Raw genomic sequence first — 26,414 nt, forward strand, 5'->3', positions numbered from 1 at the left:
AGGTTAAAAGTGTGTTGTATGTTTAATCTGCGACAGGCTGCGGACGTTGCCAGTGGCAAATGCCACGAAATAATAAATGTACTTGAGTAATGGTTTGTTGAATAAAACGCTGCTGTTGTTCAGGTAATTTTTCGGCTTCAAATTGGCGTTCTAAACCAATCCAGCTCATTGCCCAATTTAACGATAAATTAATTAAAATATTGGCCAGAATGTGAAAATCTTCAGCATGCTGAAAATGTTGTACGCTTTCGACCCGCTGTAAATCATTGGCTAAATCTTCAATTAAAAAATCAATTTCACGGGCGATGGCTTGCCGTAAAATGGTCGAACCGCCCCAGCGTTCGGCAATTAAAAAAATCCATTGTTGTGGATGTTGATCGACAGATTTAAAAAATAGGGTCAATGCCTTTTCGGTCTGTGCATCGGGTTGGTATAAATAAGCTTGTCCCAACTGATACAAAATACCTTTAATGTGCAAGGCAACTTGATCGACCAAATCTAGCCCCAACTCATCCATATCTTGAAAATGCCGATAAAATGCGGTGGGCACCAGTCCAATCTGTCGTGAAATTTCTCTTAAGCTAATGCTGCTAAATGCACGTCCTGCGCTGCTGAGTTGCAGCACTGCATCCATAATTGCCTGACGACTTTGTTGTTTTCGTTCTTCCCGAATCGACATTGTATTTCCTGATTCTGCCAGTGCCGCGCAGTCTAACAAAAACCTGTGTTTCACGATAATACTAAAAGATGAATGAAGCCACTTTGTAAAAATACAGGCAAAATTTACCGAAACAGCACACGTCAAGCTTTGGAAAAGCGACCTGCGCTGTGGCATCTGTTATACTTGCGGGCAATTTATTTGAGCCAAAAATAAGGACACATTATGCGTATTGACCAACGAGCTTTAGATCAATTACGTGAGGTAAAAATTACCCGTAACTATACTCGCTATGCTGAAGGTTCAGTGTTGGTAGAGTTTGGTCATACCAAAGTTTTGTGTACCGCAAGTATTGATAACTCTGTACCGCGCTTTTTAAAAGGGCAGGGACAAGGTTGGGTAACTGCAGAATATGGCATGTTGCCACGTTCAACTCATACCCGTAGTGACCGTGAAGCGGCGCGTGGTAAACAAAGCGGACGTACACAGGAAATTCAGCGCTTAATTGGTCGTAGCTTGCGTGCCATGGTCGATTTGAAGAAACTGGGTGAAAACACCATTACCATTGACTGCGATGTGATTCAGGCCGATGGCGGTACCCGTACTGCAGCCATTACAGGTGCAGCAGTGGCATTGATTGATGCTATGAATGTGTTGCTGGAAAAGAAAAAAATTAAGCATGACCCATTAAAGGGTTTGGTGGCTGCAATTTCTGTGGGCATGTACCAAGACCAAGTGTTATTGGATTTGTGCTATGAAGAAGATTCAAATTGCCAAACTGATTTAAACGTGGTGATGACACAAGCAGGTGAATTTATTGAAATTCAGGGTACTGCTGAAGATAAGCCGTTTAATCGTGTGCAATGTAATGCCATGTTGGAAATGGCAGAAAAAGGTATTCAGGAATTGGTAAAAAAACAGCAGCAAGCTTTAGGTTGGTAAGCTAAGCTTTTTGATGTTTTTCTGCTGTTTAAGAGCGCATCTTCGGATGCGTTTTTTATGGATGAGATTTAGATTGCGATAGGAAGCGTGAAGCAAAAAGCTACAATATTGCAGGATGGGTTCTTTTAAGATGGAAAACTGTATGCAAAGAGCCTGAATGAAAAGAGGAGGAAAGCATGAAACTATTGATTATTTTAATGTCTGCCATGATGTTGTTTTTAACTGCATGTGATTCACGTACTGAGCGTGAAAATGAAGACAATCGTAGTGTACTCGGTCAAGCTTCTGACAACGACAACGACAACGACAACGACAACGACAACGACAACGACAACGACAACGACAACGACAACGACAACAAGGACGATGATTAAATTCAAAATTGAGGCATAAAAAAAGGAGGCTCATTTGCCTCCTTAAAATCAATTTTTGGAAAAAATTAAGGGTGCAGATTGCACCCTTAATTTTAAAAGTAATCGTTTACGCATTAAAACGCATTGATAAATCCACAGCTTTGACATCTTTGGTTAAAACACCCATCGAAATATAATCTACGCCTGTACTAGCCACTTCACGTAAATTTTCAATGGTGATGTTGCCCGACGCTTCAAGTTTACAACGACCTGCCACATGCTTGACCGCATCAATCATTTGTTGCTGGCTAAAGTTATCCAACATCACAATATCAGCTTTGGCTTCAAGGGCTTGATTTAGTTCATCCCAAGTTTCCACTTCAACTTCTACAGGTTTGCCCGGAGCAATGGCATGTGCTTTGGCAATTGCCTGAGTAATGCCGCCTGCTGCCATAATGTGATTTTCTTTAATCAAAAAGGCATCAAATAAGCCTAAACGATGGTTTTGTCCACCACCGACCGTGACAGCATATTTTTGTGCAATGCGTAAACCTGGTAAGGTTTTACGGGTATCTAGCAGTTTGGTATTTAAGCCTTCAAGTTGTTGCACATAGGCTGCGGTTTTAGTCGCAACAGCAGACAGGGTTTGCACAAAATTCAGCGCAGGGCGTTCTACCGTTAACAGGCTGCGTGCAGAACCTGCCAATTTCAAAAAGGCTTCATTGGCAGCAACGTGGTCGCCATCATTTTTTAACCACGTGACTTGCACATTGGAATCGTATGCTTGAATCAGGGCATTTACCCACGGTTGACCTGCCAAAATCATGTCTTCACGGCTAATAATGGTGGCAGTGGCCTGCTCATCTTCAGGGGTCAATAATGCGGTAATATCACCATCGCCAATATCTTCTTGCAAGGCTTGCTGAATATTGATTTGGATGGATTGTTCAAGCAAAGCTGGAGAGATGCTCATAAGATTTTCCGTGTCGATCTTGCCCATGAAAATTGCGCGTTATATTAACACTGTTCTGCGTCAGGATGTGTTTTTTAGCCACGTTCGGGTGTAATTTAAGATGTTCATTGTCACGCGTTGGCATTAAACTGAAATTTCTGTTCTATTTTTCTATTCTAATGGTTTGGGGATTGCCTTATGCAGCATGTGCCGTCGTTTCAGGTGGTTGAGGGTCAATTACAAGGGGCAAGACAAGTCCCATCTCCGAATTTCAACGCCCGTCCGACAGACCAAGAGATTCAATTGCTGGTCATTCACAATATTAGTTTGCCGCCGTCACAATTTGGTGGTGGTTATATTGAGCAATTTTTTCAGAACCAAATGGATTGGTCGCAGCATCCTTACTTTCAGACCATTCAGGGCCTGCAGGTTTCGGCACATTTGTTGATTTTAAGAACAGGCGAGGTGCTGCAATTTGTTAATTTTGCAGATCGGGCGTGGCATGCGGGGCGTTCTAGTTATTTGGCACAGCCTGAATGTAATGACTATTCAATTGGGATTGAATTAGAGGGCAGTGATGACTTGCCTTTTGAAACAGCGCAATATCAGAGTTTGGTGCAGGTGGTACACAGTTTGCAGCAGGCCTATCCGAGTATTCAACAGCATATTGCAGGACATTCCGATATTGCACCGGGACGTAAAACTGATCCGGGGCCGTATTTTGACTGGCAGTATTTTCGTGAACAGTTATCTCAACTTAAAGCTTCGACATCACAGGAAAAATTGATCAATCAATAACAAAACTTTGTTGATGCTTTGATTACAATAGCGACTAAATTTTTAATTGGGTGGTAACGATGGCGCTTTGGCGATCGACCTTTATTGTCAGTGCAATGACCATGCTGTCACGGGTGCTAGGATTAGTCCGTGATGTGGTATTGCTGAATGTGTTTGGTGCAGGTAAAGATTTCGATACCTTTGTGGTGGCGTTTCGTATCCCCAACTTTTTCAGGCGACTGTTTGCCGAAGGGGCGTTTTCGCAGGCATTTATTCCTGTATTGACCGAATATAAAACCAGCCGCACTCATGCCGAAGTACAAATTTTAATTAGTCGGGTTTTTGGCTGTTTAATGACGGTAATGACAGGGCTAACCTTTACCGCCATGGTGGCTGCGCCTGCGGTGATGTATATCTACGCACCAGGTTTCCATAGCGACCCTGAAAAGTTTGCGCTAGCCACCGATATGTTCCGCCTGACCATTCCTTATTTGTTGTTTATGTCGCTGACGGCATTTGCCAGCAGTATTTTGAACAGCTATGGCTCATTTACCACGCCTGCCTTTGCGCCTGTATTGCTGAATGTGGCGATGATTGCAGGTGCATTATGGCTCACACCGTACATGGCAGAGCCGATTATGGCACTGGGTTGGGCGGTGATTATCGCGGGTGCTTTACAACTTGCGATTCAAATTCCAGAACTATGGCGTAAAAAGCTGCTGATTCCCCCTAAAGTTGATTTCAAGCATGAAGGGGTGGATCGGATTATGAAGCTGATGCTGCCTGCTTTATTTGGGGTATCGGTCACGCAAATTAACCTGCTACTCAACACCATTTGGGCATCTTTTATGCAGGATGGTTCGGTGTCGTGGTTGTATAGTGCGGAACGTATGACAGAGCTACCTTTGGGCTTAATTGGTGTAGCGATTGGGACGGTCATTTTACCGTCACTGTCTGCGCGTCATGCAGAACAAAATATGGATAAATTCCGCGGCATGATGGACTGGGCTGCACGGGTGATTATTTTGGTAGGTGTCCCTGCCAGTATTGCACTGTTTATGTTATCAACGCCTATTATCCAAGCCTTGTTTGAGCGTGGTCAGTTTAGTTTTAAAGATACGCAAATGACCGCTTTGGCCTTGCAATGTATGAGTGCAGGGGTGATTTCATTCATGCTGATTAAAGTCTTTGCACCGGGTTTTTATGCACAGCAAGACACCAAAACACCAGTACGTGTGGGTTTAATGGCTGTGGCTGCCAATGCGATTTTAAACGTGGTGTTTATTGGCTTCTTTAAACTGATTGACTGGCAAGCTGAACACATGGCATTGGCACTGGCATCATCAGGTTCGGCTTTGGTGAATGCAGGCATGTTGTATTTCTATTTGCATCAACGCAAGATTTTCCGTTTTGGTGCGCACTGGAAAAAACTCATGGTGCAGTTTGCAGTGGCAAATGCCGTGATGATTGCTGCGTTGTGGTATGCCTTAACTTGGTATAACGGTGATGTATCACAATGGATGCGTGTGGCAGAAGTCACTGCGCTGTGTGTGGTGGGCGTAGTGGCCTATGGGGTTGGATTGTTGGCAACGGGTTTTAGACCACGTCATTTAAAACCTTAATGAAGCGAAGTTGATCTGAAAAAATACCGCAATTTAAATTGCGGTATTTTTTTGTTTAAAGATGATGCGGCTTTGGATTATTTTACAATTTCTAAAAGTTCCACATCAAAAATAAGCGTGCTGTTTGGCTCAATTGCATCGCCTGAGCCAATTTGACCGTAGGCTAGAGCAGCAGGAATAAAGAAGCGATATTTGGCACCAACTTTCATGAGTTGTAAGCCTTCAGTCCAACCTTGAATGACTTGGCTGACCTGAAATTCTGCAGCTTGATCGCGGGCGATAGAACTGTCAAATACCGTACCATCAATTAAACGACCTTCATAATGGACTTTAACGGTAGAGGTGGCTTTGGGTGATTTGCCCGTACCTGCCTGTAAGACTTGATATTGCAAGCCAGACTTGGTGACTTTGACCCCTGCCTTTTTGGCATTATTGTTTAAAAAGGCTTGCCCAATTTTAGCATTGCTATCGGCTACTTTTTTAAGCTCAATCAGTTGTTTGGCTTCGGCTTGCTTTTTGAATTGAGTCAGCACTCGTGCCATTTCTTCATCGCTTAAACTGGCGGCTTGGTCTTGTGTTGCCATTTTTAAGCCAGCAATGAAGGCTTCGAGATCAATATCTTTTAAGGTTTCCGCATTGCTGCGCCCCATTAAATAACCAAAGCTATAACCGACCTGATCTGCAACAGGACTTTTATTGGTCACGGTTTTGGCAAAACTGCCACTGCTGAGCAGTGCGATACACACAAGGGCAAGGTGTTTTTTCATTCTTTTCGTCCTAAGACCATACAGGAGAGCCAAGCTCTCCTGAAAGGGTGATGTTGTTATTTCACTTCAATCAGTTCAACATCAAAAATTAAGGTGCTGTTGGCAGGAATCATGCCTGGTACACCTTGTTCGCCGTAGCCCAGTTTCGATGGAATATACAGCGTAGCTTTACCGCCTTCCTTCATGAGCTGTAAACCTTCAGTCCAGCCCGGAATGACTTGATTCAGTGGGAATTCAATTGGCTCACCACGTTGTACCGAGCTGTCAAATACTTTGCCATCGACCAGTTTACCCGTGTAGTGCACTTTGACCACAGAGCTTGCCGTTGGCTGTTTGCCTGTGCCTTCTTTAATCACTTGATATTGCAAGCCAGAAGCTGTGGTTTGTACGCCTGCTTTTTTGCCATTTTCAGTTAAGAATGAATCACTGGCTGTTTGTGCAGCTTGCGCTTGAGTGGCTTGTTTTTGTTGCAACTCTTGCTGGAATTGCTCATAGGCTTTTTGTAATTCTTCTTCGGTGTAGGCAGGTTGTTTACGCGCATGACCTTCACGCACACCTGTTACAAAGCTGTTGATGTCTAGCTCTGGTGGGGTTTGATGTGCCACTTCATAACCCAAAGCGTAGCTGATTTTTTCAACCGCAGAAGCATTTGCCGACGCTTTAGAGGTCGCCACTGCTGGGTTTTGAGAGGCATAATAAACAGGAACAAGTGCAGCACCGCCTAAAATTACAGCAACAGCGATGGGTAAGGCTTTACTCATAGGTTTTCTCAAATTCATTTTATAGTTAAAAAAGCAGCATTCATCTTAGCAGACTTTTTCACAGACTTTTCTAGTTTGGCACGTGGCTTTGCAGCCTGTGTCGATTCAACTTTTTAATATATGCTGCTTACGCAGTTTATTCTATAACAGACTGAATATCTAAAACATTTTTTATACATAAATCTTATCAATTCAGGACTAGATGTGGGTCATTTAAGAAAAGTCAGATTGCGTTTGGGCTGTAGGTAAATTTTTATTGTAATCGCATAAATGATCAAGACAGCGTCCTGATGGGTTGTTGTCCAATAATAGGATTAACCTTCGGTTCGACCCACTTTTGTTTCGGCAAAAGTGGGCAAAACCATTGTCATCCACAAAACCTGTTTAATTCTTGTATCTCATTCATTATTTCGCAGAAACAATAATGGTCTAATGCTACGCAGGTTGTGGATGATACTTCCGAGTATCCTCATGTGATCTAGGTTTTTAGATGAGCGGTTTTACCTAAATAAAGATAGAAATATATTTGACTATCATGACTTATCTTAAAAGTCAGTCAAAGTCGGCCTTTAACACCACCCGATAGCGTGCCTTGCCCTGATGCAAATGTTCAATTGCCTGATTGATTTGTGACATCGGAAAAACTTCCACCTGTGGGGCAATCTGTTTGCGTGCGGCAAATTGTAGTAATTGACGCAGCGCTGCAGGCGAACCTGTCGATGAACCAGTAACCGATTTTGCACCGCCAATTAAGCTGCCCGCCTTAATTTGCATGGGTTCTAGCGCTACACCTAGCATGTGAATAGTGCCATGTGGTGCAAGCGTACTTAAATAAGCATTCCAGTCCAAGCTTACGTTTACCGTACTTAAAATCAGGTCAAACTTGCCACGCTGGGTTTTAAGGGCAGCAGCATCACGGCTGTTCACTACATGGTCTGCACCCATAGCCAGTAATTCTGCGGTTTTGTCTGGATTGGAACTGAACGCCGTAATTTCACAGCCCCATGCTTTTAATAATTTGATGGCGATATGCCCCAAGCCACCAATACCAATCACCGCAACATGATGTACTGCCTGAATTTGATGTTTCAAGATCGGATCAAATACGGTAATTCCACCACAGAGCAAAGGCCCTGCACTGACAGGATCGACCTCATCGGGTAATGGAATGACCCACTGCCAACCTGCACGGACTTTATCGGCAAAACCACCTGCATGTCCCACAATGGTTGCGGTGGTGCCATTGCTGCACAGCACTTGTTCGCCTGCAATACAGGCATCGCAGTGTTGGCAACTGTCTGCAGTCCAGCCAATGCCTACACGTTGCCCCACGGTTAAACCTTTGGCTTCACTGCCCAATTGAGTAATCGTGCCAATAATTTCATGTCCTGCCACCACAGGATATACTGAGGAATGCCAGTCATTTTGAATGACTGAAAGATCGGAATGGCATAAGCCACAATATTCGACTTTGACTTCTACCTGATGCGCCTGCAGTTCACCCGCATCAAATTGATAGGCTTGCAGGGCTTCACCTGCCTGCATTGCGGCATAGGCTCGAATGGTATTACTCATATTGCACCGTCCTTGTCATAAGGCTGACTGTATTGATTGGTGATCTTGCTATTATGGGTTGAGCAGTTTTGAATACTAAAGCTTGGATGTTGCTTTAAGATGTTGTTTTAAAGTGACAGTGATTTTCATGATCATCGACCATGCCTACAGCTTGCATAAAAGCATAGCAGGTGGTCGGGCCTACAAATTTAAAACCATTTTTCTTTAGGGCTTTCGACATGGCAACACTAGCGTCGGTTTGTGCAGGCGCAAGACGATAGTCAGGTACATCATTCCTAATAGGTTGCTGTGCAACAAAACCCCAAAGCCATGTCACGACGTTTATATCGGCGTCTTTTAGTTTTTGCCATGCACGTGCGTTGTCACGAATTGCTTGTAATTTACCTCGATGTCGAATCAATCCAGCATCTTGTAATTTGAGCGCAATATCATCATCACTGAAGGCGGCAATTTCAGCAATGCTGTATTGAAAAAAATGCTGACGATACGCTTCACGTTTTTTTAATACAGTAATCCAAGACAAGCCTGCTTGCTGTCCCTCTAAACACAGCATTTCAAATAAATGCACTTCGGCAAATACAGCTTGTCCCCATTCTAAATCATGATAGGCAATATAGAGCGGATCATCGGAACACCAGCCACAGCGTTGTATCGTCATGGGTCATGCTCCTTGTTGAATAGATAGCTGAATAGATGTGAATGGGACAGGCTTAAAGCTGAAATGCTGCCCATTGGTCATGTTGGTTATCCCAATAATATAGTTCTGCCTGTTGCAGATCGTGAAAGGAAATCCAGTTGTCTTTACCAACTTTATCTGAATAGCCTGTGCTGATGAGCAGGGCATCTTCAGTAATTTCCATGACCCAGCCTTGATGGACTTGTCCTGCCAATACAATTTTTTGTTGATTGCCAGATTCTGCAAATTCCACCAATCGATTTATCAAGGCTTCAGACATGAAATGTTCCTAACAAAATTAACGTAAATAAGGATAAGGATTGACCGCACCGCGTCCTTTACCATTTAAATAAAGTCCGTAATGCAAATGTGCGGCAGTGTGTCGGGCGTTGCCTGTATTGCCGACATAGCCAATATGCGTTCCTGCCTTGACATAATCGCCCACGTTTAAACCGCGTTTATGTCCATCCAAGTGTGCATAGTAATGCCAAGTGCCTGCAGGCCCTAATATCCAAATTACTTTACCACCTAAGCGATTATCGCGTAAGTCTGCAATTAAACCTTCTGTAGCGCTATACACTTTGCTGCCTTTGGCGGCAAGAATATCAATGCCTTCATGCAAACGTCCGCTACTACGAGATGCACCCCAAGTGTCATTCAACTGATGCGCTTTAATGCCCTGCACAGGAATGGGCAAGCGAGTTTTTAAACTCATTTGATTGAGTTTTTGCACCAAGGCAGGCGGGAGTGGGGTACTAGGACGTTTCGGTGCAGAACTACAGGCCGCAATCAATAAGGTAAAGAGTGACAGGCTTAAAACAGCAATCCATCGAAACATAAGACATCCTTGTAATGGCAGTGAAAGCAAAGATTTCATTCATCACGATGCTTGACTATGTCACAGATTGATTGCCGAGATCAATTTTTTCATGGCCGTCGGAATGCCCAAATCGCTGGCTTGTTGCGGACTATACCAATCTGCATTCAGTTCTATTGCCAAGTGTTCTTGTAGATCAGCATCGACCTGAAAACACAGTGCTTCAAGCTGCCAAGTGAAATGGGTAAAGCTATGTGAAATCTGTGCGCGTTGCTGTACCTGTTTAAGGCTCAAGCTTTGACACAGTTGCTCAAAAGCCTGTGCATCTTCAATGACAGGCAAACACCATAGTCCACCCCAAAGTCCTGTATTGGGACGTTGTTGCCATAACCACTGATCTGCGCATTGCAGTACTAAGACCTGTGCAGATTTAACGGGTACGGCTTTTTTCGGTTTTTTAAAGGGCAATTCCTGCTCTAAACCTTGTTGATGTGCTTTGCAGTGTTGTTGCATTGGGCAATATAAGCACAGTGGTTTTTTGGGGGTACAAATTGTGGCGCCCAAATCCATAATAGCCTGCGTATAGTCGTGATTACGCACTTCGGGGCAGAGCTGTTCTGCCAGTTGCCACATGGCACGTTCATGTACAGGTTTGGATAAATCATCTTCAATAGCAAAAAAACGTGCTAAAACCCGTTTGACGTTGCCATCCATAATGACGCCGTATTGGCGTAAACCCAGCGACATCATGGCACCACCCGTAGAGCGACCAATGCCCGGCAAAGCCATCCACTGTTCGAGCGTACTTGGAAAATGTCCTTGCTGTGCCACAATGGCTGCGGCTTTATGCAAGTTGCGGGCGCGGGCGTAATAGCCTAAACCTGCCCAATACGGTGCAACTTCATCCCAAGTTGCACGTCCTAAATCTTGCACTGTCGGAAAGCGCTGCAAAAAACGCTCAAAATATTGCAATACGGTTTTGACCTGAGTTTGTTGCAGCATGATTTCAGACACCCACACCGCATAGGGATCATCGGCGACTTGCCACGGCAGGTCATGGCGTCCGTGTTGATCGAACCACGTGAGGAGAGCATCGGAAAATGAAAAAGCAGTCATGCGAACCCAGTTTGTAAAGTAGCGGCTTAGTATAGCCAAACTGGCGTGGGAATTACGTGCATAAAAAAAGAAGATGAGCGTGCATCTTCTTCTTTAGGTTTGGTTTCACTTGGTTTGGGATAAAACGAGTCGTGGTTTAAATTTGACCGCTCATACCCCAACGGTTATCCAATTTTAAGGTCTGACCTTCATAGCGTGGAATAATGTGGATGTGTAAATGCTCAGATTTAGCATCAAACACATCGCCATCATTAAAACCCACATGGAAACCTGCAGGTTGATGACGCAATTGCAACTCATTGCGCGCCAATTCTAATAAAGACAATAAACTTTTACGTTCTTTGTCTGTAATGTCAAAAAAAGAGCCGACGTGACGTAGCGGAATGATCACGCAATGTCCTTTAGACAGGGCATTGGGTTCAGGCAAAATTACCCCAAATTCATTTTTTGCCAAAACATCATAATCATCAAAATTGCAATAAGGGCATTGCTCAGTCATTGTTATATCCTCTTCTTTAAAATTTTCTTGGCTTGCGTTGAGTATATGCTGCGTAATGTGAACAGCAGATTAATCTGCTAAACGACGATCTAGCACTTCATACATGGTAGCTAAACCTTGTTGCTCTGCCGATGCGTTATAGCCTAAATCGACCCCATTGGCTTTGGCACGTTCATCAGCTTGAGGGTTACTAAAGCCGTGTTTGGCATCTTCAAAAATAATCACTTCATGCTCTACTTGAGCCGCGTGCATTTCTTCACGGAAACTTGCGACGTCGTCTAAAGTCACCATGCTGTCCAGTTCACCATGCAACACCAAAATCTCGGCTTGTACCTGACCTTGTTGTGCAGGGGCTTTCGGGCTGAGGTTGGCGTGGAAGGTCACCACTGCTTTTAATGCTGCGCCAGAACGAGCCAAATCCAGAACGACTTTGCCGCCATAACAGAAACCAATTGCAGCGAGTTTATCGCGATTTACTTCAGGTTGGGCAGCTAAAGTGTCCAAAGCTGCAGACGCACGAGTCACAATTGTGTCAGCATCTGCAAAAGTTTGCATCATCCATTCATTGGCTTGGGCTGCGGTGGTGGTGACTTTTTTATCGCCATACATATCAATCGCTAAGGCTGCAAAACCATGTTCAGCCAATTCACGCGCGCGTTGTTCGGTGTATTCGTTACGTCCCCACCATTCAGGTGCGACAATCACCCCCGCGACAGCTTGTGCTGTTTCTGGTGCAGCAAAATAACCGATCAGTTTGCTGCCATCTGCAGCCGTATATTCAATTTCGCGAGTTTTGATTGCTAAAGCCATGCCTTATTCCTTATCGTTTTCAATGCCATGATTAAAGCATAATAATATGGCACGCATTTTTAAAAACAGGGTAAATACTGCCTATAAATGTGAGAAAATATTTTTAAAATAGCCAAATTGGCATTTGTTGCGTAAAAAGCGGACATAAAAAAAGAAGGAAAAATCCTTCTTTTTTATCTGATTTTTAGGAATTTATAGACGAGGTCACTAGATTTTTCCGCGAGAGAGGAAACCAACAATTGCCAAAATCACAGCAATCACCAATAAAATAATGGCAAAGTCTTTGGATAAACCTGCGACACCACCAAAACCAAGTAAACTCGCGATTAACGCAATCACTGCGAAGATTATAGCCCAACGAAACATAATTGTTCTCCATGTGTTTTTATAGCTTCTGAATTTAGTATAGGGAGCTGAACGCAGCACACTGTTTTGTTTTTGTGTATTAAATGTTCAGTTGTTTGAGTTAAGTGTTTGATTCATTTAAAGACTAAACAAAAGCAACAAGTTGAAACAAGGCTGTTATAATGACGCAGTTTTGTTATTTTCTGTGCGCTATGTCTGATCAATTACGACCTGAATTTTGGAAAAACTATCCGCTGAATGCCTTAAATACTGCGGAATGGGAAGCCTTGTGCGATGGTTGCGGTTTATGCTGTTTGGTCAAACTAGAAGATGAAGACACGCAAGAAGTGGCCTATACCAAAGTGGCGTGCAAGTTACTGGACTGTAACACAGCACGTTGTTCAGATTATGCCAATCGCTTTGACTTTGTGCCCGATTGCATTCAACTTACCCCCGAAAAACTAGAAAAAATTCACTGGTTGCCGCCAAGTTGTGCCTATCGTCGTTTAAAACAGGGCAAAAATTTGCCATCTTGGCATTACTTAAATACGGGCTCACGCCAAAGTGTGATTAAAGCCAAAAAATCTGCGGCAGGGCGTTGTATTTCAGAACTGGATGTTGCAGAAGAAGATATAGAAGATTATGTGGTGCGTTGGGTGCGTTAATTCATACTGCAGAATAAACTTTGAATCGTGTTTTAGCGATAAATCGGTACGATTAGAAATACTCCAAAGCTTGAGATCATAGTAGACTAGGTTGAAGTCAAGTATAGAAATAACAAGATGTCAGAGAGTCATATTCCACTGCCTGAGCGTTTGCGTCCACGCGATTTATCGCAAATTATTGGTCAAGATCATCTTTTAGGTGAGCAAGCGCCGTTACGCCAAATGATTGATCAGGGGCATTTGCCTTCAATTATTTTCTGGGGGCCACCAGGGGTGGGGAAAACCACCATCGCTTTGCTGTTGGCGCAGGCGGTAGATCGTCCTTTTATCAGCCTTTCTGCCTTGAATACTGGGGTCAAAGAGCTGCGTGAAATTATTGCCGAAGGCGGCGATTTGCTCACACCAGTGGTGTTTATTGATGAAATTCATCGCTTTAATAAGTCGCAGCAAGATGCCTTATTAAATGCGGTGGAAAAGGGCAAAATCACCTTAATTGGTGCGACCACGGAAAATCCATCTTTTGAAGTCAATAGTGCGCTGCTTTCACGTTGTCAGGTCTATACCTTAAAGGCTTTAGATGCCGATTCGATTCAGACTTTGCTTACTCAAGCCATTCAGCAAGATCAATTCTTAAAAGACCGTTATATTCAGATTGAAGAATTTGATGCTCTGATTCAGTTTGCTGCAGGTGATGCACGCAAGGCTTTAAACCTACTGGACTTGGTGGCAAGCACCTTTGAACCCGAGGTGGAAAATATCATCACCAACGCGATTGTGGTCAAGGTTGCGCAACAAAACATTGCCCGTTATGACAAGTCAGGCGAGCAACATTATGATTTGGTATCGGCTTTTATTAAGTCAATTCGTGGCAGTGACCCCGATGCTGCATTGTATTGGATGGCGCGCATGCTCAAAGGCGGTGAAGACCCGAGCTTTATTGCGCGTCGCATGTTGATTGCTGCTTCGGAAGATATTGGCAATTCAAATCCGAATGCCTTGTTATTGGCAGGCGAGTGTTTCCGCTCGGTACAAGTGCTGGGTATGCCCGAAGCGCGGATTATTTTAGGACAATGTGCAGTATATTTGGCAACCAGTGCCAAAAGTAACAGTACTTATTTGGCAATTAATAAAGCCATGGATTTGGCTGAAAAAACCGCCAACTTACCTGTGCCACTGCATTTGCGTAATGCACCGACCAAACTGATGAAAGAACAAGGCTATGGCGTAGATTATTTGTATCCGCACAATTACCCAGAGCATTTTGTGCTACAGAACTATTTGCCGCCTGAACTGAAAGGCACAAAGTTGTATGAGTCGGCACGTAATAAACGTGAAGTGGAAGGTGAGCGTTTACAACAACGTCGTTGGCAGCAGACTCAATCCTAAGCGATTTGGTATAGCTGAAAAGATATTTGTAAAAGTATTGGCATAAAAAAAGCTCAAGAATCAACTTGAGCTTTTTTAGATTTGTTTGCAGCCTTGAGTGCTGCATTCAAAGGTTTAAAGCGGTTTGATGTTTACAGCATTCGGGCCTTTTTGACCTTGCGCAATGCTGAATTCAACTTGCTGACCTTCGTGTAAAGTCTTGAAGCCTGAGTGTGCGATTTCGCTGAAATGCGCAAACACATCTGGACCAGATTCTGGTTGAATAAAACCAAAACCTTTAGTTTCGTTAAACCACTTTACCGTGCCTTTCATTGTCGGATTTGACATAGGGAAATATCCTGCTGAATTTTAATATGTTGCAATCTAAAAAAGATTTGGAATAACTGGGAAAAAGATGCGACTTAAAATCTGAACAAACGAAGGATTACAAAATAAAACTACGGACTTAGACGATTAAAACGAACTTCATATTTTTCTAGTATGACAACAAGCATACACGGAATTGCAGAATACACAATTTAAATTCAGATAAATTTAAAAATAGGCAGACAGACTGGGCATTGTGGATGGGGCGATTTTTTCAAAGATTTGGTTTGTAAACCCTGTTTGGTCTACAGCAAAATACAAAAAACCGAGCAATGTTGCTCGGTTTTGGGAATTCAGCTTTTAAAATTGAAAAGCTTGAATTAGATATTGTCTAAGTCGATGCCTAAACGTGCAGCAACTTCTTCATAAGCTTCAACCACACCGCCTAAACCTTGACGGAAACGGTCTTTGTCGAGTTTCTTCTTGGTGTCTTTGTCCCATAAACGGCAACCGTCTGGAGAGAACTCATCACCCAACACAATACGGTCGTGGAATACACCAAACTCAAGTTTGAAGTCGACCAAAATCATGTTACCTGCATCAAACAATGCTTTTAATACATCGTTGACTTGGTAAGTTAATTCTTTCATTTTTGCCAATTGTTCAGCATTGGCCCAACCTAAAGCAATCGCTTGAGATTCGTTTACCATTGGGTCGCCAAGAGCGTCATCTTTAAAGAACAATTCAAATGTAGGTGGGGTCAGTTCTTTACCTTCTTCTACACCTAAACGACGGCAGAGTGAACCTGCAGCGTAGTTACGAATAACGCACTCTACAGGAATCATGTCTAACTTTTTCACCAATACTTCGTTTGGTGTAAGTAGTTTTTCAAAGTGAGTTTCGATACCCGCTTCAGCCAATTTTTCCATGATAAAGGCGTTAAAACGGTTGTTCACCTTACCTTTACGATCTAGTTGTTCGATTTTTTCGCCATTGAACGCAGAGGCATCATCACGAAAGACTAAAATCAGGTGGTCTGCACTGTCTGTGGTATAAACAGATTTTGCTTTACCAGTATAGAGCAAGGTTTGTTTTAACATGAGGGAACCTTTTTCAAAAAAAATGCCTAGTACGGCTAGGCTGGCCAATTTTGGTAAATCTGGGCCAACAGATCTGCAGCTTTTTCTTGATCTGCAAAGCTGTTATCGGCATTGAATACAGCTAGGTTGTTGCTCGAACCGACAGAGGTCAATCTTAAGACATAAATCTGTTGATCGACCTTAATGGTTGCCTCGTAACGGTTCTTACTTTGACCAACAATGCTGTAATTCAGACTGCTGAGGGTGGCAAGTGTGTATTGCCAAATTGTAGCAGAATTTCCATCAATTTTGAGCAACGGATTTTGGTTTCCGTCAACTACGGGTTGAGGACGTCCAATTTGCGTACTGTCTTGAACTGTGTTGCTGCTGGCTTGCATGGCTTCAGGACGTGGCATCGCAAAACGGTTGCCACGTGCATTTTCAAGCTTAGGTGCATTTGCCGTTGCTAAAGGGTCAACGCTTGGTGCAGGATACAACGGTGTTGCAGGTCGAACCACAGAACCTTCTGGATATTGAAGTGGTGCTAAAGTAGCGGCGTCTTTATAGTCCAATGAACCATTGTTGATGGCAAGAGAACTACAACCAGCCAAACTCAATACTGAAAGTGCGGCGATAAAACCAAAACGTAATTGCATCATACTAAGCTCTTTTATTGAATGACACCCGCAGCCTGAAGGGCTTCGCGTAACGGTGCACGATATTGTTCTGCAAGCGGAGTTAATGGCAGGCGAATTCCTGTACCAATTAATCCCATTTCATGAAGTGCCCATTTCACAGGAATTGGGTTCGATTCACAAAATAGAATATTGTGTAAATTTGCAATCGCACTGTTTTGTTGCTCTGCACCTGCAGCATCACCTGCGATTGCAGCCGCGCAAACTTGGCTCATGGCTTTTGGTGCAACATTGGCAGTTACAGAAATATTGCCTTTTGCACCGTGCAGCATCAATTGATATGCCGTAGCGTCATCGCCTGAATACACCACCATGTTTTTGCCTGTTAAGCCAGCCAATAATTGCTGACCACGTGGCACATCGCCCGTTGCATCTTTTACGCCCACAATATTTGGGATGTCTGCAAGACGGATGACCGTTTCATTTGACATATCTACACCAGTACGACCCGGTACATTATATAAAATGATAGGTAAATCAACTGCTTCTGCAATTGCTTTATAGTGCTGGTATAAACCTTCCTGAGTTGGCTTATTATAATAAGGCGTTACCAATAAGGCCGCATCTGCGCCCAATTGTTGTGCTTCTTTGGTCAGTTCGATGGCTTCATGCGTTGAGTTTGCACCAGTACCAGCAATGACAGGAATACGCTTATTTGCGACGCGAATAATTTCTGCGATCACTTTGGTGTGCTCTTCCATACTTAAGGTCGATGCTTCACCAGTTGTACCTACAGCAACAATACTGTTGGTACCTTGTTCTATGTGCCACTCAACGAGCTTCTCGAGACCTTTCCAATCTACGCTGCCATCTTCTAACATTGGGGTGACAATTGCGACAATTGAGCCTTGAATGGTCTGTGCTTGCTGAGTCATTTTTTAAAAAGATCCTATTTTTCCATCCACAGAGGTGTAGAAAAGGTAGATGTGGATGGTTGCAGTATTTTGATTTGGGTCAAAATTCAATCAAATTGATTAAATAATGCTTAGCCAAATTATGACTGATTCAGTGTGTCAGAACAATATGCTTTCGTCAAAGCAATCATAAACTTTGTTTAATTTAGTATTTTAGGATCAGCAGCTTGTTGTTCAAAATAAAAAAATAATAACCATCTCCTTTGTACCCAAATTTTCATTGGTATGGCGCAACCCTCATCAGCACTTTTTTAGCCTCAAGTTTGAAATACAACGCTGAATATAGGGTCTGTTGACATTTCATAAATGGCTTGCGCTGTAGGCTAAAACTGAGCAGATCAGGCATGAAACGCAGGGAATAGCGAGACTATTGCCAAGTTTCATAACGCAATCTGAGAAAGTTTTAGCCACATGAGCAAGAACAAAGCGCTGCTTTGTTTGCTGCGCAAGGGGGCGAGCATATTTTTTGCTGCTATTGCGTTATGTGCCAGTCATTTAGAATGACTAAATTTCCTGTCTCATGCCTTATATCAGCTAAAAAATCTTGCGAGATATATCTCTCACGTCGCAAACATAGATGAATTGTCAACAGACCCTAGATATTTATATAAAAAAACGCTCAATTCAGACCTTATAGCTCTTATATCTGACTGTTTTAATCGGGATATTTTGATTTTTGATTCTTAAGAATAATAGCTTTTAAGTCTACCTATGTTGTCGCTGACTTCTTAAATGGTGAGAAATCTTGCGCTGAATTTACTGCTTTAAGCGGGAAAATAGCGTGTAATTTGCCAGATTTATTGTTTTTTTCGCTATGTTTTTTTCTACATGCTGCGCAACACGTTTGCGCTGATCTGAAAAAATTCACTTTGGTCTAACACTTATTGATAGCTATTGCTGCAGTTTAAAACTGCGCAAGATGCAGGCTTTCACATGGCTATCTAATTCTAGTAGAGGGACCCAATGGATAGATCAACACAACATAGCGATCAGCGGCATGCGGTTATTACCGTCGCGATCTGCTTTTTAATTGCAGTGATTGAAGGTCTGGATATTCAGGCAGCAGGTATTGCTGCGGCAGGTATCCGTGAGCATTTTGGTTTAGACAGCTCGCAGCTTGGGGTATTTTTTAGTGCGGGTATTTTAGGTTTATTGCCAGGTGCTTTGGTTGGCGGACGTTTTGCAGACCGTATTGGTCGTAAAAAAGTATTAATCTGGTCTACAGCAGTCTTTGCTTTATTTACCTTATGTACGGTGTGGGTGAATAGCTTTGAAAGCCTATTGGCGGTGCGCTTCTTGGCAGGTGCGGGTTTAGGGGCAGCCATGCCAATTTTAATTACTTTGGCATCTGAAGCTGTTTCGCCACAAAACCGTGGTCGTGCTGTGGGCTTGATGTATTGTGGTATGCCTGTGGGTGCAGCCATTTTATCTTTAATTGCCAGTACAGATTTTGGCTCAAACTGGAAAAACATTTTCTATTTGGGTGGTTTGCTGCCATTTATTGTCATTCCATTGATGATGTGGTTATTGCCAGAATCACGTGAATTCTTAAAAGCACAAGCGGCAGGTAAAGATGTCACAGCACAAAATGCTGCGCCAAAAGCATCTTTTAAAGATTTGTTTAATTCACAAAACTTATTGCGTACCTTATTTATTTGGGTGAGTTACTTCTTTACCTTGATGGTGGTTTACATCATGTTGAGCTGGTTACCATCTTTATTTATGGAATTAGGTTTCTCGCGTAAAGAAGGCAGTACTGCACAGTTCTATTTCATGGTGAGTGCGACAGTCGGTACTGTAATTTTGGGTATGCTGACCGACCGTTGGAAAAAAGCCTACGTGATTTTATTGATGTATGGTGGTATTTTGGCAGGTTTATTTGCTCTAAATGCAGCGGGTTCACTCATGCAAATGTATATGGCTTCAGCTTTGGTCGGTGCTTTTGTGATTGGCTGTCAGGGCGTGTTATATGCTTTTGGTAGTATTGTCTACCCAACCGAAGTACGTGGTACTGGGGTCGGTGTTGCCTCTGCTGTTGGTCGTGTAGGCGCAATGCTTGGCCCTGCTATTGCAGGTCAGTTGTTGGCAGCAGGCTTTGGTGCGGCTGGGGTTATTTCAGCAGCTATTCCATGTATTATTATTTCAGCCATTTTCATGTTGTTATTGGTACGTCGTATTCAAACTGTTTAAAAGGATGAGAACAGTTGAAAGACCAAATAGCCTGCACCTGCAGGCTGTTTTTTTGTATGTTGATCGCTGATTTTTGAGAGAAAATGCTCGAATGAAGTGTGACAAGTACTGTCGCAAAGCTGCCTGTTCTACTGGGTGGCAATGACGCAAGCAGGGTATAATAAGTCCTAAAAAACAGTAAATATAAGAGTATCATTTGAAGCAGAAAAAATTGATTGCAGAATTTCAGTTGGATCAACAGCAGTTTTCGCTGTATCTGATTGAATATGAATTTATTTTAGAACTGAAACGCCATTTTCGAGCAACACGGACTTCTCCAAAACAAAACGCGTGGCTGGCATTTGCCGATCAAGCTACTTATGAAGATGTCAACGCAGGTATTGATGCCTTTCAGGTGATGCGTTTAACCCGACAGCATTTGGTCAATTATTTAACTCGGCATCCACTGCCTTATTTTTATTTTCATGCCGCGACTGCACGCAAAGCCAAAATCTATCCACGTTTTGTACGGCAATTATTGTTACAGCTACCGAACTATCAACATTGTGCCGAAAACGATTCTTTTTATTTTTATCAAAGCGATACAACTCAGACTTAAATTTCAGCTATGCTGAGGGTAGCGTTTAAGATGGGAAAGGAAACAGCATGCAGCAGCTGAATAATGCCTTGATTGTGGTTGATGTGCAAAATGGTTTTTGTCCAGGAGGTAATTTGGCGGTTGCAAATGCCGATCAAATTATTCCCTGCATTAATGCGTTGGGACGTGTGTTTCAGAACATTGTGATCACCCAAGACTGGCATCCTGCAACGCATGTGTCCTTTGCTGCCAACCATGCAGGCAAACAGGACTATGAGCAGATTCAGCTCAGTTATGGCGAGCAAGTGTTGTGGCCTGTGCATTGTGTGCAAGGCACAGCTGATGCTGAATTACACCCAGATTTAGATTTGCCTACAGCACAATTGATTATACGCAAAGGTTTTCACGAGCAAATAGACAGTTATTCTGCCTTTATGGAAGCAGACCGCAAAACCACCACAGGCTTGGCGGCCTATTTAAAAGCCCGTGAAATTGATACGGTTTATATTGTGGGCATTGCCACCGACTTTTGTGTGGCGTGGACGGCAATAGATGCCTGTGAGTTGGGTTTTAGCACCTATGTGATTGAAGATGCCACCAAAGCGATTGATTTAAATGGCTCTTTAGAACAAGCATGGCAACAGATGTTGGCACAAGGAGTACAGCGAGTACAAAGTCAGCACTTACTTGGCTAAAACTAGATAACGAACTGGCCGCGAAAGGGAAGGGCGAAATCTTCCTTTTTGCTATAAAAATAGATTAAATGTAAAATAAAATAAATAAAAATCAATTTTTTACATATACCCAATTTTGACGAAATGTTCTGCGATTGATTGTGGGTGTAACATGATTGTCATAATCTCTACCTACCATGCCTTGCACAGAGGCGAAATAAGCAGACTGTCTTAAAAACAGCATAGAGAAGATATGGAACACTTTCAGCATTCATCTGATACTTATTTTAATCGTGAACTCTCTTTAATTGAGTTTAACCGTCGGGTCTTGGCGCAAGCTTTAGACCCAGAGTTACCTATTTTAGAGCGACTCAATTTTTTAATTATTTTTTCACGTAATTTAGATGAGTTTTTTGAAATTCGCGTTGCAGGTTTAATGAAGCAACTCGATTTGAATGCCATTACCCGTACCCCAGATGCCATTCCGACTGAACAGGTCTTGGTAGAACTGTCTGATAAAGTGCATCAGGCGGTGAAGCAGCAATACGACACTTTAAATTATGCCATTTTGCCGCAGCTGCAAAGTTTAGGGATTCACTTTATTCAATACCATGACATTGTGGATAAACATAAAGCGTGGATTGCCGATTATTTTGCCCGTCAGGTACAGCCTGTTTTAACGCCAATTAGCCTAGACCCATCGCATCCATTTCCGCGTTTGGTCAATAAAAGTCTGAACTTTATTGTCAGTTTACAAGGCAAAGATGCTTTTGGACGTGAAATTGAAATGGCGATTGTGCCTGCGCCACGCTCTTTGCCACGTTTAATCAATTTGCCAAAAGAAGTGGCAGGTAGTGTGACTGAACATATTTTCTTGACTGCGATTATTCAGCAGCATATCAATGATCTGTTCCCAGGCATGAAAGCCACAGGTTGCTATGCGTTTCGAGTGACCCGCAATGCCGACCTGATTTTGGCCGAAGATGTCGATGATTTGGCAGTTGCCTTAAAAGATGAATTATCGTCACGTCGTTTTGGGCGTGCGGTACGTTTAGAAATTGAAGATGATTGCCCGCAAGATATTATTGATTATTTGCTCAGAGAGTTTGATTTAGATGAGCAGCAATTATATCGGATTAGCGGGCCGATTAACCTGTCGCGTCTGACCAGTAGTTTTGACCGACCTGAATTGAAATATCCACCTTTTGCACCTGTGATTCCAAAAATATTTCGGAAGCAAAAACCGATGTTTGAGATTCTGAAAAAGCAGGATGTGTTGCTACATCACCCATTTGACTCTTTTCAGCCAGTGATTAATTTACTCAAAGAAGCGGCGAAAGACCCAAATGTGTTGGCGATTAAGCAAACGCTGTATCGTAGTGGCCCAGATTCTGAAATTGTGCAGGTACTTGCAGAAGCCGCACGTAATGGCAAAGAAGTCACTGCCGTGATCGAGCTACGCGCACGTTTTGATGAAGAATCCAACATTATGGTCGCCAACGTCTTGCAAGAGGCAGGCGCAGTGGTGGTGTATGGCATTGTCGGCTATAAAACCCATGCCAAAATGATTTTGATTGTGCGTCGTGAGCAAGATCAGTTGGTGCGCTATGTGCATTTGGGTACAGGCAACTATCATGCGGGCAATGCACGTATGTACACCGACTATGGTTTGATGACCACACATCCTGATATTTGTGAAGATGTGCATCGGGTGTTTCAGGAGCTCACAGGCATGGGCAGATCGGCAAAATTAAAAAACTTGCTGCATGCACCATTTACCTTGCACAGTGAATTGCTCAAACTGATTGAACAAGAAATCGGGTTTGCACAAGCAGGCAAAGCTGCCCGAATTATCATTAAAGTCAATGCATTGACTGAGCCTGAGTTAATTACGGCTTTGTACCGTGCTTCGCAGGCAGGGGTACAGGTCGATTTAATTATCCGCTCGATTTGTTGTTTGATTCCAAAAGTGAAAGGTATGTCTGAGCGTATTCATGTCCGTTCGATTGTGGGACGCTTTTTGGAACATACCCGCGTGTATTATTTTGAGCATGGTGGTGCAAAAAAATTGTACTGCGCCAGCGCAGACTGGATGGGGCGCAACTTATTTTCACGGGTGGAAACTTGCTTCCCTATTTTGGATGAGAAAATTAAACAGCGTATTGTAGAAGATGGCTTGCTGAGTTATTTGCATGACAATCAAAATGCGTGGGAGCTACAAGCCAATGGCGAATGGCAGAAAGCTGCTGTGGTGGGGCAGGCTGCTGTACACAATGCGCAAATGTATTTGGTCGAGCAGAAGCAGTTGAATGTGTAAATTGGGCTGCAGTAAATGGATGTGATCTAGCATCTGTGAGTATAAAAAACCTGAGTATGTGTGCATACTCAGGTTTTTATGCTTTTAAGGCATCTCATGGATTATTTTAAGAAGCTCTTGAATGTTTGCCTTTTAGAATTTCAGTTCGCAGGCTTTGCGCCAACTCAGCCGATTGGCTGTCCATGCCATTAACCATAAAGGCATGGCGCATCAGCACATTGGTCGGATTTGGCATACTCACCAATTCATAATGCGTAGACAGTTCATCTAGTAATTCATTCGGTAAATGCACTGCATTTTCACGAGCAGATAATTGATGCACCAAACGCTCTGCTGCCTGCACTGCAGATAACTGCATGGCTTCGACTGCGGTTGATAAACCACTGCGAGTTTGCAACACAAAACGCTTTTCTTCACGATAACGCTTATACAGCACTTCAGACAATAACTGGAACACCGTGCCAATCATGGCCATACAGGCTGCTGCATTTGGTGTATTGGCTGCAATACTGAGTGTTGCGCCATCTTCATGGAATGGTTGTACTGTTTGAATGTCGGAACGGTTTAACTTGTAGTGTTGTACGCACAGTTCAATGCTTTTATTTAGAAAAATTTGGCACAGACTAAAATATGGTACAGAAACAGTTTGATTGACGGTGTCTAATAACTGTTTTGGATCATAAAACTGAATATTGAGTGCAATATTATTTTCGGGTTGCGTAGGCTCAATGGCTTTGTTTGCTTTAGGCGACATCACAGGTTTAGGCTGTTGCTGTGCCTGCGCAAGTGCCAAAGCCGTTTGATGTTTTTCTTGTTCAAGGGCTTGCGTCAATAATTGTAATTCGTGTTTAAGGCGAGATTCATTATTAATGCGTGCTAAATATTCACTACGACTTGGACGGGCAATCGCGCGATAAGCCAACCATAACAAGCCATGAACCAATAATGATAAAAGTGTCGCTAACCATTGGGTACGCAGAATTTCACCAATACTTGGCTGAATTAAGGTAATTTCAATAGTGCCGACTTTCTTTTCATTGATGATTGCATCGCGGACAAAGACTTCACCTTCACGGGTACGTGACTGTCCACCTGTCGCCAAGACCTGATTTTGCGCATCTAAAATACGAATAGAAGCAATGCTTGGATTGGTGGCATAACGATTCACCAATAATGCCAGTGATACTGTATTGGCAGGTTCCAGCTCAGAAAGGCTGTCTGTGACCAGTTGGCTGGTCATTAACTGCCCCTGATTGGCGCGGTTTTCATTTAATTGGTGTGTTGTTGCAAGCACCAATAAAAAGGTGTGAAAAGCAAAACTTACAATCAATAGGCTAGCAAATAGCCCTTGTCTAGGCGCATTCAAGGTAAAACTTCCAAGGCATTTATATTCAATTTAGATTATGATTCTCACAATAGTTGTAGCTCAGACCCGAGTCAATTCATGCGAGAAATCATTCTTATATCATTTTTAGGACCTGACCAACCTAATCAGTTTACTCGATTAATGCAGGTATTGTCCGCTCATTCCTTACAAATCTTAGATGTTGGCCAAGCTGTTATTCATAATCAACTGACTTTAGGTATTGTTGTTGCATCAGAAGACCAGACTGCAACTGCTTTAGCCATGAAGGAGATTCTGATTTTAGCACATGATATTGGCTTAACTGTGCGTTTTAAACCAATCTCTGCAACTGAATATGAGCAATGGGTCAAAGAAGGCGGTCGTACCCGTTATATCGTGACTGCACTGGCACCAGAGCTGAAGGCCTCACATTTACAGGCGGTCACGCATATTGTATCTAGCCAAGGTTTTAACATTGAAACTGTAACCCGTTTGTCGGGTCGCCCACAGCTTAATGTAGCCGAAGATGAACCTAAACGTGCTTGCATTCAGTTTGGATTAAGTGGACAAATGCTAGATGCAGTTGCCATGCGTGCTGCGTGTTTAAGCCTGTCGAATGAACTGAGTGTGGATGTCGCGGTACAAGAAGACAATGCCTACCGTCGTAACCGCCGTTTGGTGTGTTTTGACATGGACTCAACGCTCATTGAACAAGAAGTGATTGATGAGTTGGCGATTGAGGCAGGTGTGGGCGATCAGGTGGCGGACATTACCGAACGTGCCATGCAGGGTGAACTGGATTTTCAGCAAAGTTTCCGCGCGCGCGTAGCATTGCTCAAAGGTTTAGATGCTGCTGTGTTGCCTAAAATTGCCGAACGTCTGACCGTGACCGAAGGTGCTGAACGCCTGATTTCAACCCTGAAATCTTTGGGTTATCGCACCGCTATTTTGTCGGGCGGTTTCCAATATTTCGCAGAATATCTGCAGGAAAAATTGGGGATTGATGAAGTGCATGCCAACATTCTAGATGTGGAAAATGGCATGGTTACAGGCGAAGTAAAAGGTCACATTGTGGATGGTGCGCGTAAGGCATTATTGCTACGTGAACTGGCAGACAAAATGGGGATTTCTTTGGAACAAGCCATTGCGGTGGGTGATGGTGCGAACGACTTACCAATGCTTTCTATTGCAGGTTTAGGTGTGGCGTTCCGTGCTAAACCGTTGGTACGTCAAAACGCCAATCAAGCCATTTCAAGCGTGGGCTTAGATGGTGTGCTGTACTTATTGGGCGTGCATGACAAAGACTTGAACCGTGCCTAATATGACAATTCAATGAAAAAAATGCAGCAGTCATGCTGCGTTTTTTGTTTGTATAATCAGCAGATAACGATGAACGGTAAACAAAAACTGTCGATAAAAACCGCAACAGCATTGAATGAAAAAAATATTTTTTAAGGCAAAAAAATAAGGTGTTTTTTTGTAATGACACGCGAATAAAGAGCTAGCTTAGCTTCCCGAAAACTACAAAATTTAAAAAATGTAATGACAATATAATATTGCGACAAGGTGTGTCGCTTTATAAAAATACAAGTCTTT

The 26,414-nt window shown here is 43.0% G+C and carries 28 protein-coding genes; 11 read left to right on the plus strand and 17 right to left on the minus strand.

What is annotated here, in order from left to right:
- Window positions 1–22: 22 nt before the first annotated feature.
- Complete coding sequence (locus FTV43_RS10930) at window positions 23–679, minus strand: TetR family transcriptional regulator (RefSeq protein ID WP_004974072.1); 657 nt, start codon at window positions 677–679, stop codon at window positions 23–25.
- 204 nt (window positions 680–883) lie between these two features.
- Between FTV43_RS10930 and rph the strand changes: the two genes are divergently transcribed.
- Both rph and FTV43_RS10940 read left to right on the plus strand, forming a co-directional pair.
- Complete coding sequence (gene rph / locus FTV43_RS10935; protein ID WP_004974074.1) at window positions 884–1,600, plus strand: ribonuclease PH; 717 nt, start codon at window positions 884–886, stop codon at window positions 1,598–1,600.
- Window positions 1,601–1,776: 176 nt separating this feature from the next.
- Complete coding sequence (locus tag FTV43_RS10940) at window positions 1,777–1,974, plus strand: hypothetical protein (protein ID WP_042068620.1); 198 nt, start codon at window positions 1,777–1,779, stop codon at window positions 1,972–1,974.
- 106 nt (window positions 1,975–2,080) lie between these two features.
- Here the strand turns inward: FTV43_RS10940 and nadC are convergent, their stop codons facing one another.
- Window positions 2,081–2,926, minus strand: coding sequence for a carboxylating nicotinate-nucleotide diphosphorylase (gene nadC, locus FTV43_RS10945; RefSeq protein WP_154320159.1), 846 nt, complete (start codon window positions 2,924–2,926; stop codon window positions 2,081–2,083).
- A 177-nt stretch (window positions 2,927–3,103) separates the two neighbouring features.
- On the opposite strand from nadC, the gene ampD reads away from it, so the two are divergent.
- Together ampD and murJ are read left to right on the plus strand one after the other, a co-directional pair.
- Window positions 3,104–3,703: a 1,6-anhydro-N-acetylmuramyl-L-alanine amidase AmpD gene (gene ampD, locus FTV43_RS10950; RefSeq protein ID WP_004974083.1), complete on the plus strand. Its 600-nt coding sequence runs from the start codon at window positions 3,104–3,106 to the stop codon at window positions 3,701–3,703.
- A gap of 50 nt (window positions 3,704–3,753) precedes the next feature.
- Window positions 3,754–5,304 carry a murein biosynthesis integral membrane protein MurJ gene (murJ, locus tag FTV43_RS10955; RefSeq protein ID WP_171287394.1) on the plus strand — a complete coding sequence of 517 codons (1,551 nt, stop codon included), beginning with the start codon at window positions 3,754–3,756 and terminating at the stop codon, window positions 5,302–5,304.
- 77 nt (window positions 5,305–5,381) lie between these two features.
- On the opposite strand, the gene FTV43_RS10960 is transcribed toward murJ, so the two are convergent.
- The 10 genes from FTV43_RS10960 to FTV43_RS11005 form a co-directional block, all read right to left on the minus strand.
- Entirely contained in the window at window positions 5,382–6,071 is a 690-nt protein-coding gene (locus tag FTV43_RS10960) for an FKBP-type peptidyl-prolyl cis-trans isomerase (protein WP_004974089.1), read from the minus strand.
- Between the two features lie 56 nt (window positions 6,072–6,127).
- Window positions 6,128–6,832: an FKBP-type peptidyl-prolyl cis-trans isomerase gene (locus tag FTV43_RS10965; protein ID WP_004974091.1), complete on the minus strand. Its 705-nt coding sequence runs from the start codon at window positions 6,830–6,832 to the stop codon at window positions 6,128–6,130.
- A gap of 552 nt (window positions 6,833–7,384) precedes the next feature.
- Window positions 7,385–8,407: an NAD(P)-dependent alcohol dehydrogenase gene (locus tag FTV43_RS10970; RefSeq protein WP_004974093.1), complete on the minus strand. Its 1,023-nt coding sequence runs from the start codon at window positions 8,405–8,407 to the stop codon at window positions 7,385–7,387.
- Between the two features lie 94 nt (window positions 8,408–8,501).
- Window positions 8,502–9,065, minus strand: coding sequence for a DNA-3-methyladenine glycosylase I (locus tag FTV43_RS10975; RefSeq protein WP_104852759.1), 564 nt, complete (start codon window positions 9,063–9,065; stop codon window positions 8,502–8,504).
- A gap of 52 nt (window positions 9,066–9,117) precedes the next feature.
- On the minus strand, window positions 9,118–9,363 hold the full coding sequence (locus FTV43_RS10980) for a hypothetical protein (RefSeq protein ID WP_104852758.1): 246 nt from the start codon (window positions 9,361–9,363) through the stop codon (window positions 9,118–9,120).
- A gap of 18 nt (window positions 9,364–9,381) precedes the next feature.
- Complete coding sequence (locus FTV43_RS10985) at window positions 9,382–9,921, minus strand: M23 family metallopeptidase (RefSeq protein WP_131261236.1); 540 nt, start codon at window positions 9,919–9,921, stop codon at window positions 9,382–9,384.
- A 60-nt stretch (window positions 9,922–9,981) separates the two neighbouring features.
- Complete coding sequence (gene mutY, locus FTV43_RS10990; RefSeq protein WP_131261235.1) at window positions 9,982–11,016, minus strand: A/G-specific adenine glycosylase; 1,035 nt, start codon at window positions 11,014–11,016, stop codon at window positions 9,982–9,984.
- A gap of 136 nt (window positions 11,017–11,152) precedes the next feature.
- Window positions 11,153–11,515, minus strand: coding sequence for an HIT family protein (locus FTV43_RS10995; RefSeq protein ID WP_070155794.1), 363 nt, complete (start codon window positions 11,513–11,515; stop codon window positions 11,153–11,155).
- A gap of 69 nt (window positions 11,516–11,584) precedes the next feature.
- Entirely contained in the window at window positions 11,585–12,325 is a 741-nt protein-coding gene (locus FTV43_RS11000; protein WP_154320161.1) for a dienelactone hydrolase family protein, read from the minus strand.
- Between the two features lie 207 nt (window positions 12,326–12,532).
- Window positions 12,533–12,691 carry a DUF1328 domain-containing protein gene (locus FTV43_RS11005; RefSeq protein ID WP_004974108.1) on the minus strand — a complete coding sequence of 53 codons (159 nt, stop codon included), beginning with the start codon at window positions 12,689–12,691 and terminating at the stop codon, window positions 12,533–12,535.
- A 191-nt stretch (window positions 12,692–12,882) separates the two neighbouring features.
- Between FTV43_RS11005 and FTV43_RS11010 the strand changes: the two genes are divergently transcribed.
- On the plus strand, window positions 12,883–13,335 hold the full coding sequence (locus FTV43_RS11010; protein ID WP_136144131.1) for a YcgN family cysteine cluster protein: 453 nt from the start codon (window positions 12,883–12,885) through the stop codon (window positions 13,333–13,335).
- 117 nt (window positions 13,336–13,452) lie between these two features.
- Window positions 13,453–14,721, plus strand: a complete 1,269-nt coding sequence (locus tag FTV43_RS11015) for a replication-associated recombination protein A (protein WP_179995466.1) — start codon at window positions 13,453–13,455, stop codon at window positions 14,719–14,721.
- Between the two features lie 114 nt (window positions 14,722–14,835).
- Here FTV43_RS11015 and FTV43_RS11020 read toward each other — a convergent pair whose 3' ends face one another.
- From FTV43_RS11020 to dapA, 4 genes are all read right to left on the minus strand, one after another.
- Window positions 14,836–15,048, minus strand: a complete 213-nt coding sequence (locus FTV43_RS11020; RefSeq protein ID WP_004974113.1) for a cold-shock protein — start codon at window positions 15,046–15,048, stop codon at window positions 14,836–14,838.
- 359 nt (window positions 15,049–15,407) lie between these two features.
- On the minus strand, window positions 15,408–16,127 hold the full coding sequence (gene purC, locus FTV43_RS11025; RefSeq protein WP_004974116.1) for a phosphoribosylaminoimidazolesuccinocarboxamide synthase: 720 nt from the start codon (window positions 16,125–16,127) through the stop codon (window positions 15,408–15,410).
- Window positions 16,128–16,162: 35 nt separating this feature from the next.
- Window positions 16,163–16,762: a hypothetical protein gene (locus FTV43_RS11030; protein ID WP_026438344.1), complete on the minus strand. Its 600-nt coding sequence runs from the start codon at window positions 16,760–16,762 to the stop codon at window positions 16,163–16,165.
- A 14-nt stretch (window positions 16,763–16,776) separates the two neighbouring features.
- Window positions 16,777–17,676, minus strand: coding sequence for a 4-hydroxy-tetrahydrodipicolinate synthase (gene dapA, locus FTV43_RS11035; RefSeq protein WP_131261232.1), 900 nt, complete (start codon window positions 17,674–17,676; stop codon window positions 16,777–16,779).
- 1,002 nt (window positions 17,677–18,678) lie between these two features.
- Here dapA and mhpT point away from each other — a divergent pair.
- The 4 genes from mhpT (at window position 18,679) to ppk1 (ending at window position 23,473) form a co-directional block, all read left to right on the plus strand.
- A complete protein-coding gene (gene mhpT, locus FTV43_RS11040; RefSeq protein ID WP_131261231.1) occupies window positions 18,679–19,905 on the plus strand; it encodes a 3-(3-hydroxy-phenyl)propionate transporter MhpT in 1,227 nt (408 codons plus the stop codon).
- Window positions 19,906–20,101: 196 nt separating this feature from the next.
- Window positions 20,102–20,503, plus strand: coding sequence for a hypothetical protein (locus tag FTV43_RS11045; protein ID WP_131261230.1), 402 nt, complete (start codon window positions 20,102–20,104; stop codon window positions 20,501–20,503).
- Window positions 20,504–20,550: 47 nt separating this feature from the next.
- On the plus strand, window positions 20,551–21,177 hold the full coding sequence (pncA, locus tag FTV43_RS11050) for a bifunctional nicotinamidase/pyrazinamidase (protein ID WP_104852749.1): 627 nt from the start codon (window positions 20,551–20,553) through the stop codon (window positions 21,175–21,177).
- Between the two features lie 232 nt (window positions 21,178–21,409).
- A complete protein-coding gene (gene ppk1 / locus FTV43_RS11055; RefSeq protein WP_096901494.1) occupies window positions 21,410–23,473 on the plus strand; it encodes a polyphosphate kinase 1 in 2,064 nt (687 codons plus the stop codon).
- A 106-nt stretch (window positions 23,474–23,579) separates the two neighbouring features.
- Here the strand turns inward: ppk1 and FTV43_RS11060 are convergent, their stop codons facing one another.
- Window positions 23,580–24,839, minus strand: a complete 1,260-nt coding sequence (locus FTV43_RS11060; RefSeq protein WP_179995467.1) for a hypothetical protein — start codon at window positions 24,837–24,839, stop codon at window positions 23,580–23,582.
- 78 nt (window positions 24,840–24,917) lie between these two features.
- On the opposite strand from FTV43_RS11060, the gene serB reads away from it, so the two are divergent.
- A complete protein-coding gene (gene serB / locus FTV43_RS11065) occupies window positions 24,918–26,138 on the plus strand; it encodes a phosphoserine phosphatase SerB (protein ID WP_179995468.1) in 1,221 nt (406 codons plus the stop codon).
- The last annotated feature ends 276 nt before the right edge of the window (window positions 26,139–26,414 follow it).

This window comes from Acinetobacter sp. YH16053, from assembly GCF_013417035.1.
GTDB lineage: Bacteria > Pseudomonadota > Gammaproteobacteria > Pseudomonadales > Moraxellaceae > Acinetobacter > Acinetobacter towneri.

Coding starts and splice junctions, on each gene's coding strand:
- FTV43_RS10930 (WP_004974072.1), bottom strand. CDS start 679: ATGTCGATTCGGGAAGAACGAAAACAACAAAGTCGTCAGGCAATTATG.
- rph (WP_004974074.1), top strand. CDS start 884: ATGCGTATTGACCAACGAGCTTTAGATCAATTACGTGAGGTAAAAATT.
- FTV43_RS10940 (WP_042068620.1), top strand. CDS start 1,777: ATGAAACTATTGATTATTTTAATGTCTGCCATGATGTTGTTTTTAACT.
- nadC (WP_154320159.1), bottom strand. CDS start 2,926: ATGAGCATCTCTCCAGCTTTGCTTGAACAATCCATCCAAATCAATATT.
- ampD (WP_004974083.1), top strand. CDS start 3,104: ATGCAGCATGTGCCGTCGTTTCAGGTGGTTGAGGGTCAATTACAAGGG.
- FTV43_RS10960 (WP_004974089.1), bottom strand. CDS start 6,071: ATGAAAAAACACCTTGCCCTTGTGTGTATCGCACTGCTCAGCAGTGGC.
- FTV43_RS10965 (WP_004974091.1), bottom strand. CDS start 6,832: ATGAGTAAAGCCTTACCCATCGCTGTTGCTGTAATTTTAGGCGGTGCT.
- FTV43_RS10970 (WP_004974093.1), bottom strand. CDS start 8,407: ATGAGTAATACCATTCGAGCCTATGCCGCAATGCAGGCAGGTGAAGCC.
- FTV43_RS10975 (WP_104852759.1), bottom strand. CDS start 9,065: ATGACGATACAACGCTGTGGCTGGTGTTCCGATGATCCGCTCTATATT.
- FTV43_RS10980 (WP_104852758.1), bottom strand. CDS start 9,363: ATGTCTGAAGCCTTGATAAATCGATTGGTGGAATTTGCAGAATCTGGC.
- FTV43_RS10985 (WP_131261236.1), bottom strand. CDS start 9,921: ATGTTTCGATGGATTGCTGTTTTAAGCCTGTCACTCTTTACCTTATTG.
- mutY (WP_131261235.1), bottom strand. CDS start 11,016: ATGACTGCTTTTTCATTTTCCGATGCTCTCCTCACGTGGTTCGATCAA.
- FTV43_RS10995 (WP_070155794.1), bottom strand. CDS start 11,515: ATGACTGAGCAATGCCCTTATTGCAATTTTGATGATTATGATGTTTTG.
- FTV43_RS11000 (WP_154320161.1), bottom strand. CDS start 12,325: ATGGCTTTAGCAATCAAAACTCGCGAAATTGAATATACGGCTGCAGAT.
- FTV43_RS11005 (WP_004974108.1), bottom strand. CDS start 12,691: ATGTTTCGTTGGGCTATAATCTTCGCAGTGATTGCGTTAATCGCGAGT.
- FTV43_RS11010 (WP_136144131.1), top strand. CDS start 12,883: ATGTCTGATCAATTACGACCTGAATTTTGGAAAAACTATCCGCTGAAT.
- FTV43_RS11015 (WP_179995466.1), top strand. CDS start 13,453: ATGTCAGAGAGTCATATTCCACTGCCTGAGCGTTTGCGTCCACGCGAT.
- FTV43_RS11020 (WP_004974113.1), bottom strand. CDS start 15,048: ATGTCAAATCCGACAATGAAAGGCACGGTAAAGTGGTTTAACGAAACT.
- purC (WP_004974116.1), bottom strand. CDS start 16,127: ATGTTAAAACAAACCTTGCTCTATACTGGTAAAGCAAAATCTGTTTAT.
- FTV43_RS11030 (WP_026438344.1), bottom strand. CDS start 16,762: ATGCAATTACGTTTTGGTTTTATCGCCGCACTTTCAGTATTGAGTTTG.
- dapA (WP_131261232.1), bottom strand. CDS start 17,676: ATGACTCAGCAAGCACAGACCATTCAAGGCTCAATTGTCGCAATTGTC.
- mhpT (WP_131261231.1), top strand. CDS start 18,679: ATGGATAGATCAACACAACATAGCGATCAGCGGCATGCGGTTATTACC.
- pncA (WP_104852749.1), top strand. CDS start 20,551: ATGCAGCAGCTGAATAATGCCTTGATTGTGGTTGATGTGCAAAATGGT.
- ppk1 (WP_096901494.1), top strand. CDS start 21,410: ATGGAACACTTTCAGCATTCATCTGATACTTATTTTAATCGTGAACTC.
- serB (WP_179995468.1), top strand. CDS start 24,918: ATGCGAGAAATCATTCTTATATCATTTTTAGGACCTGACCAACCTAAT.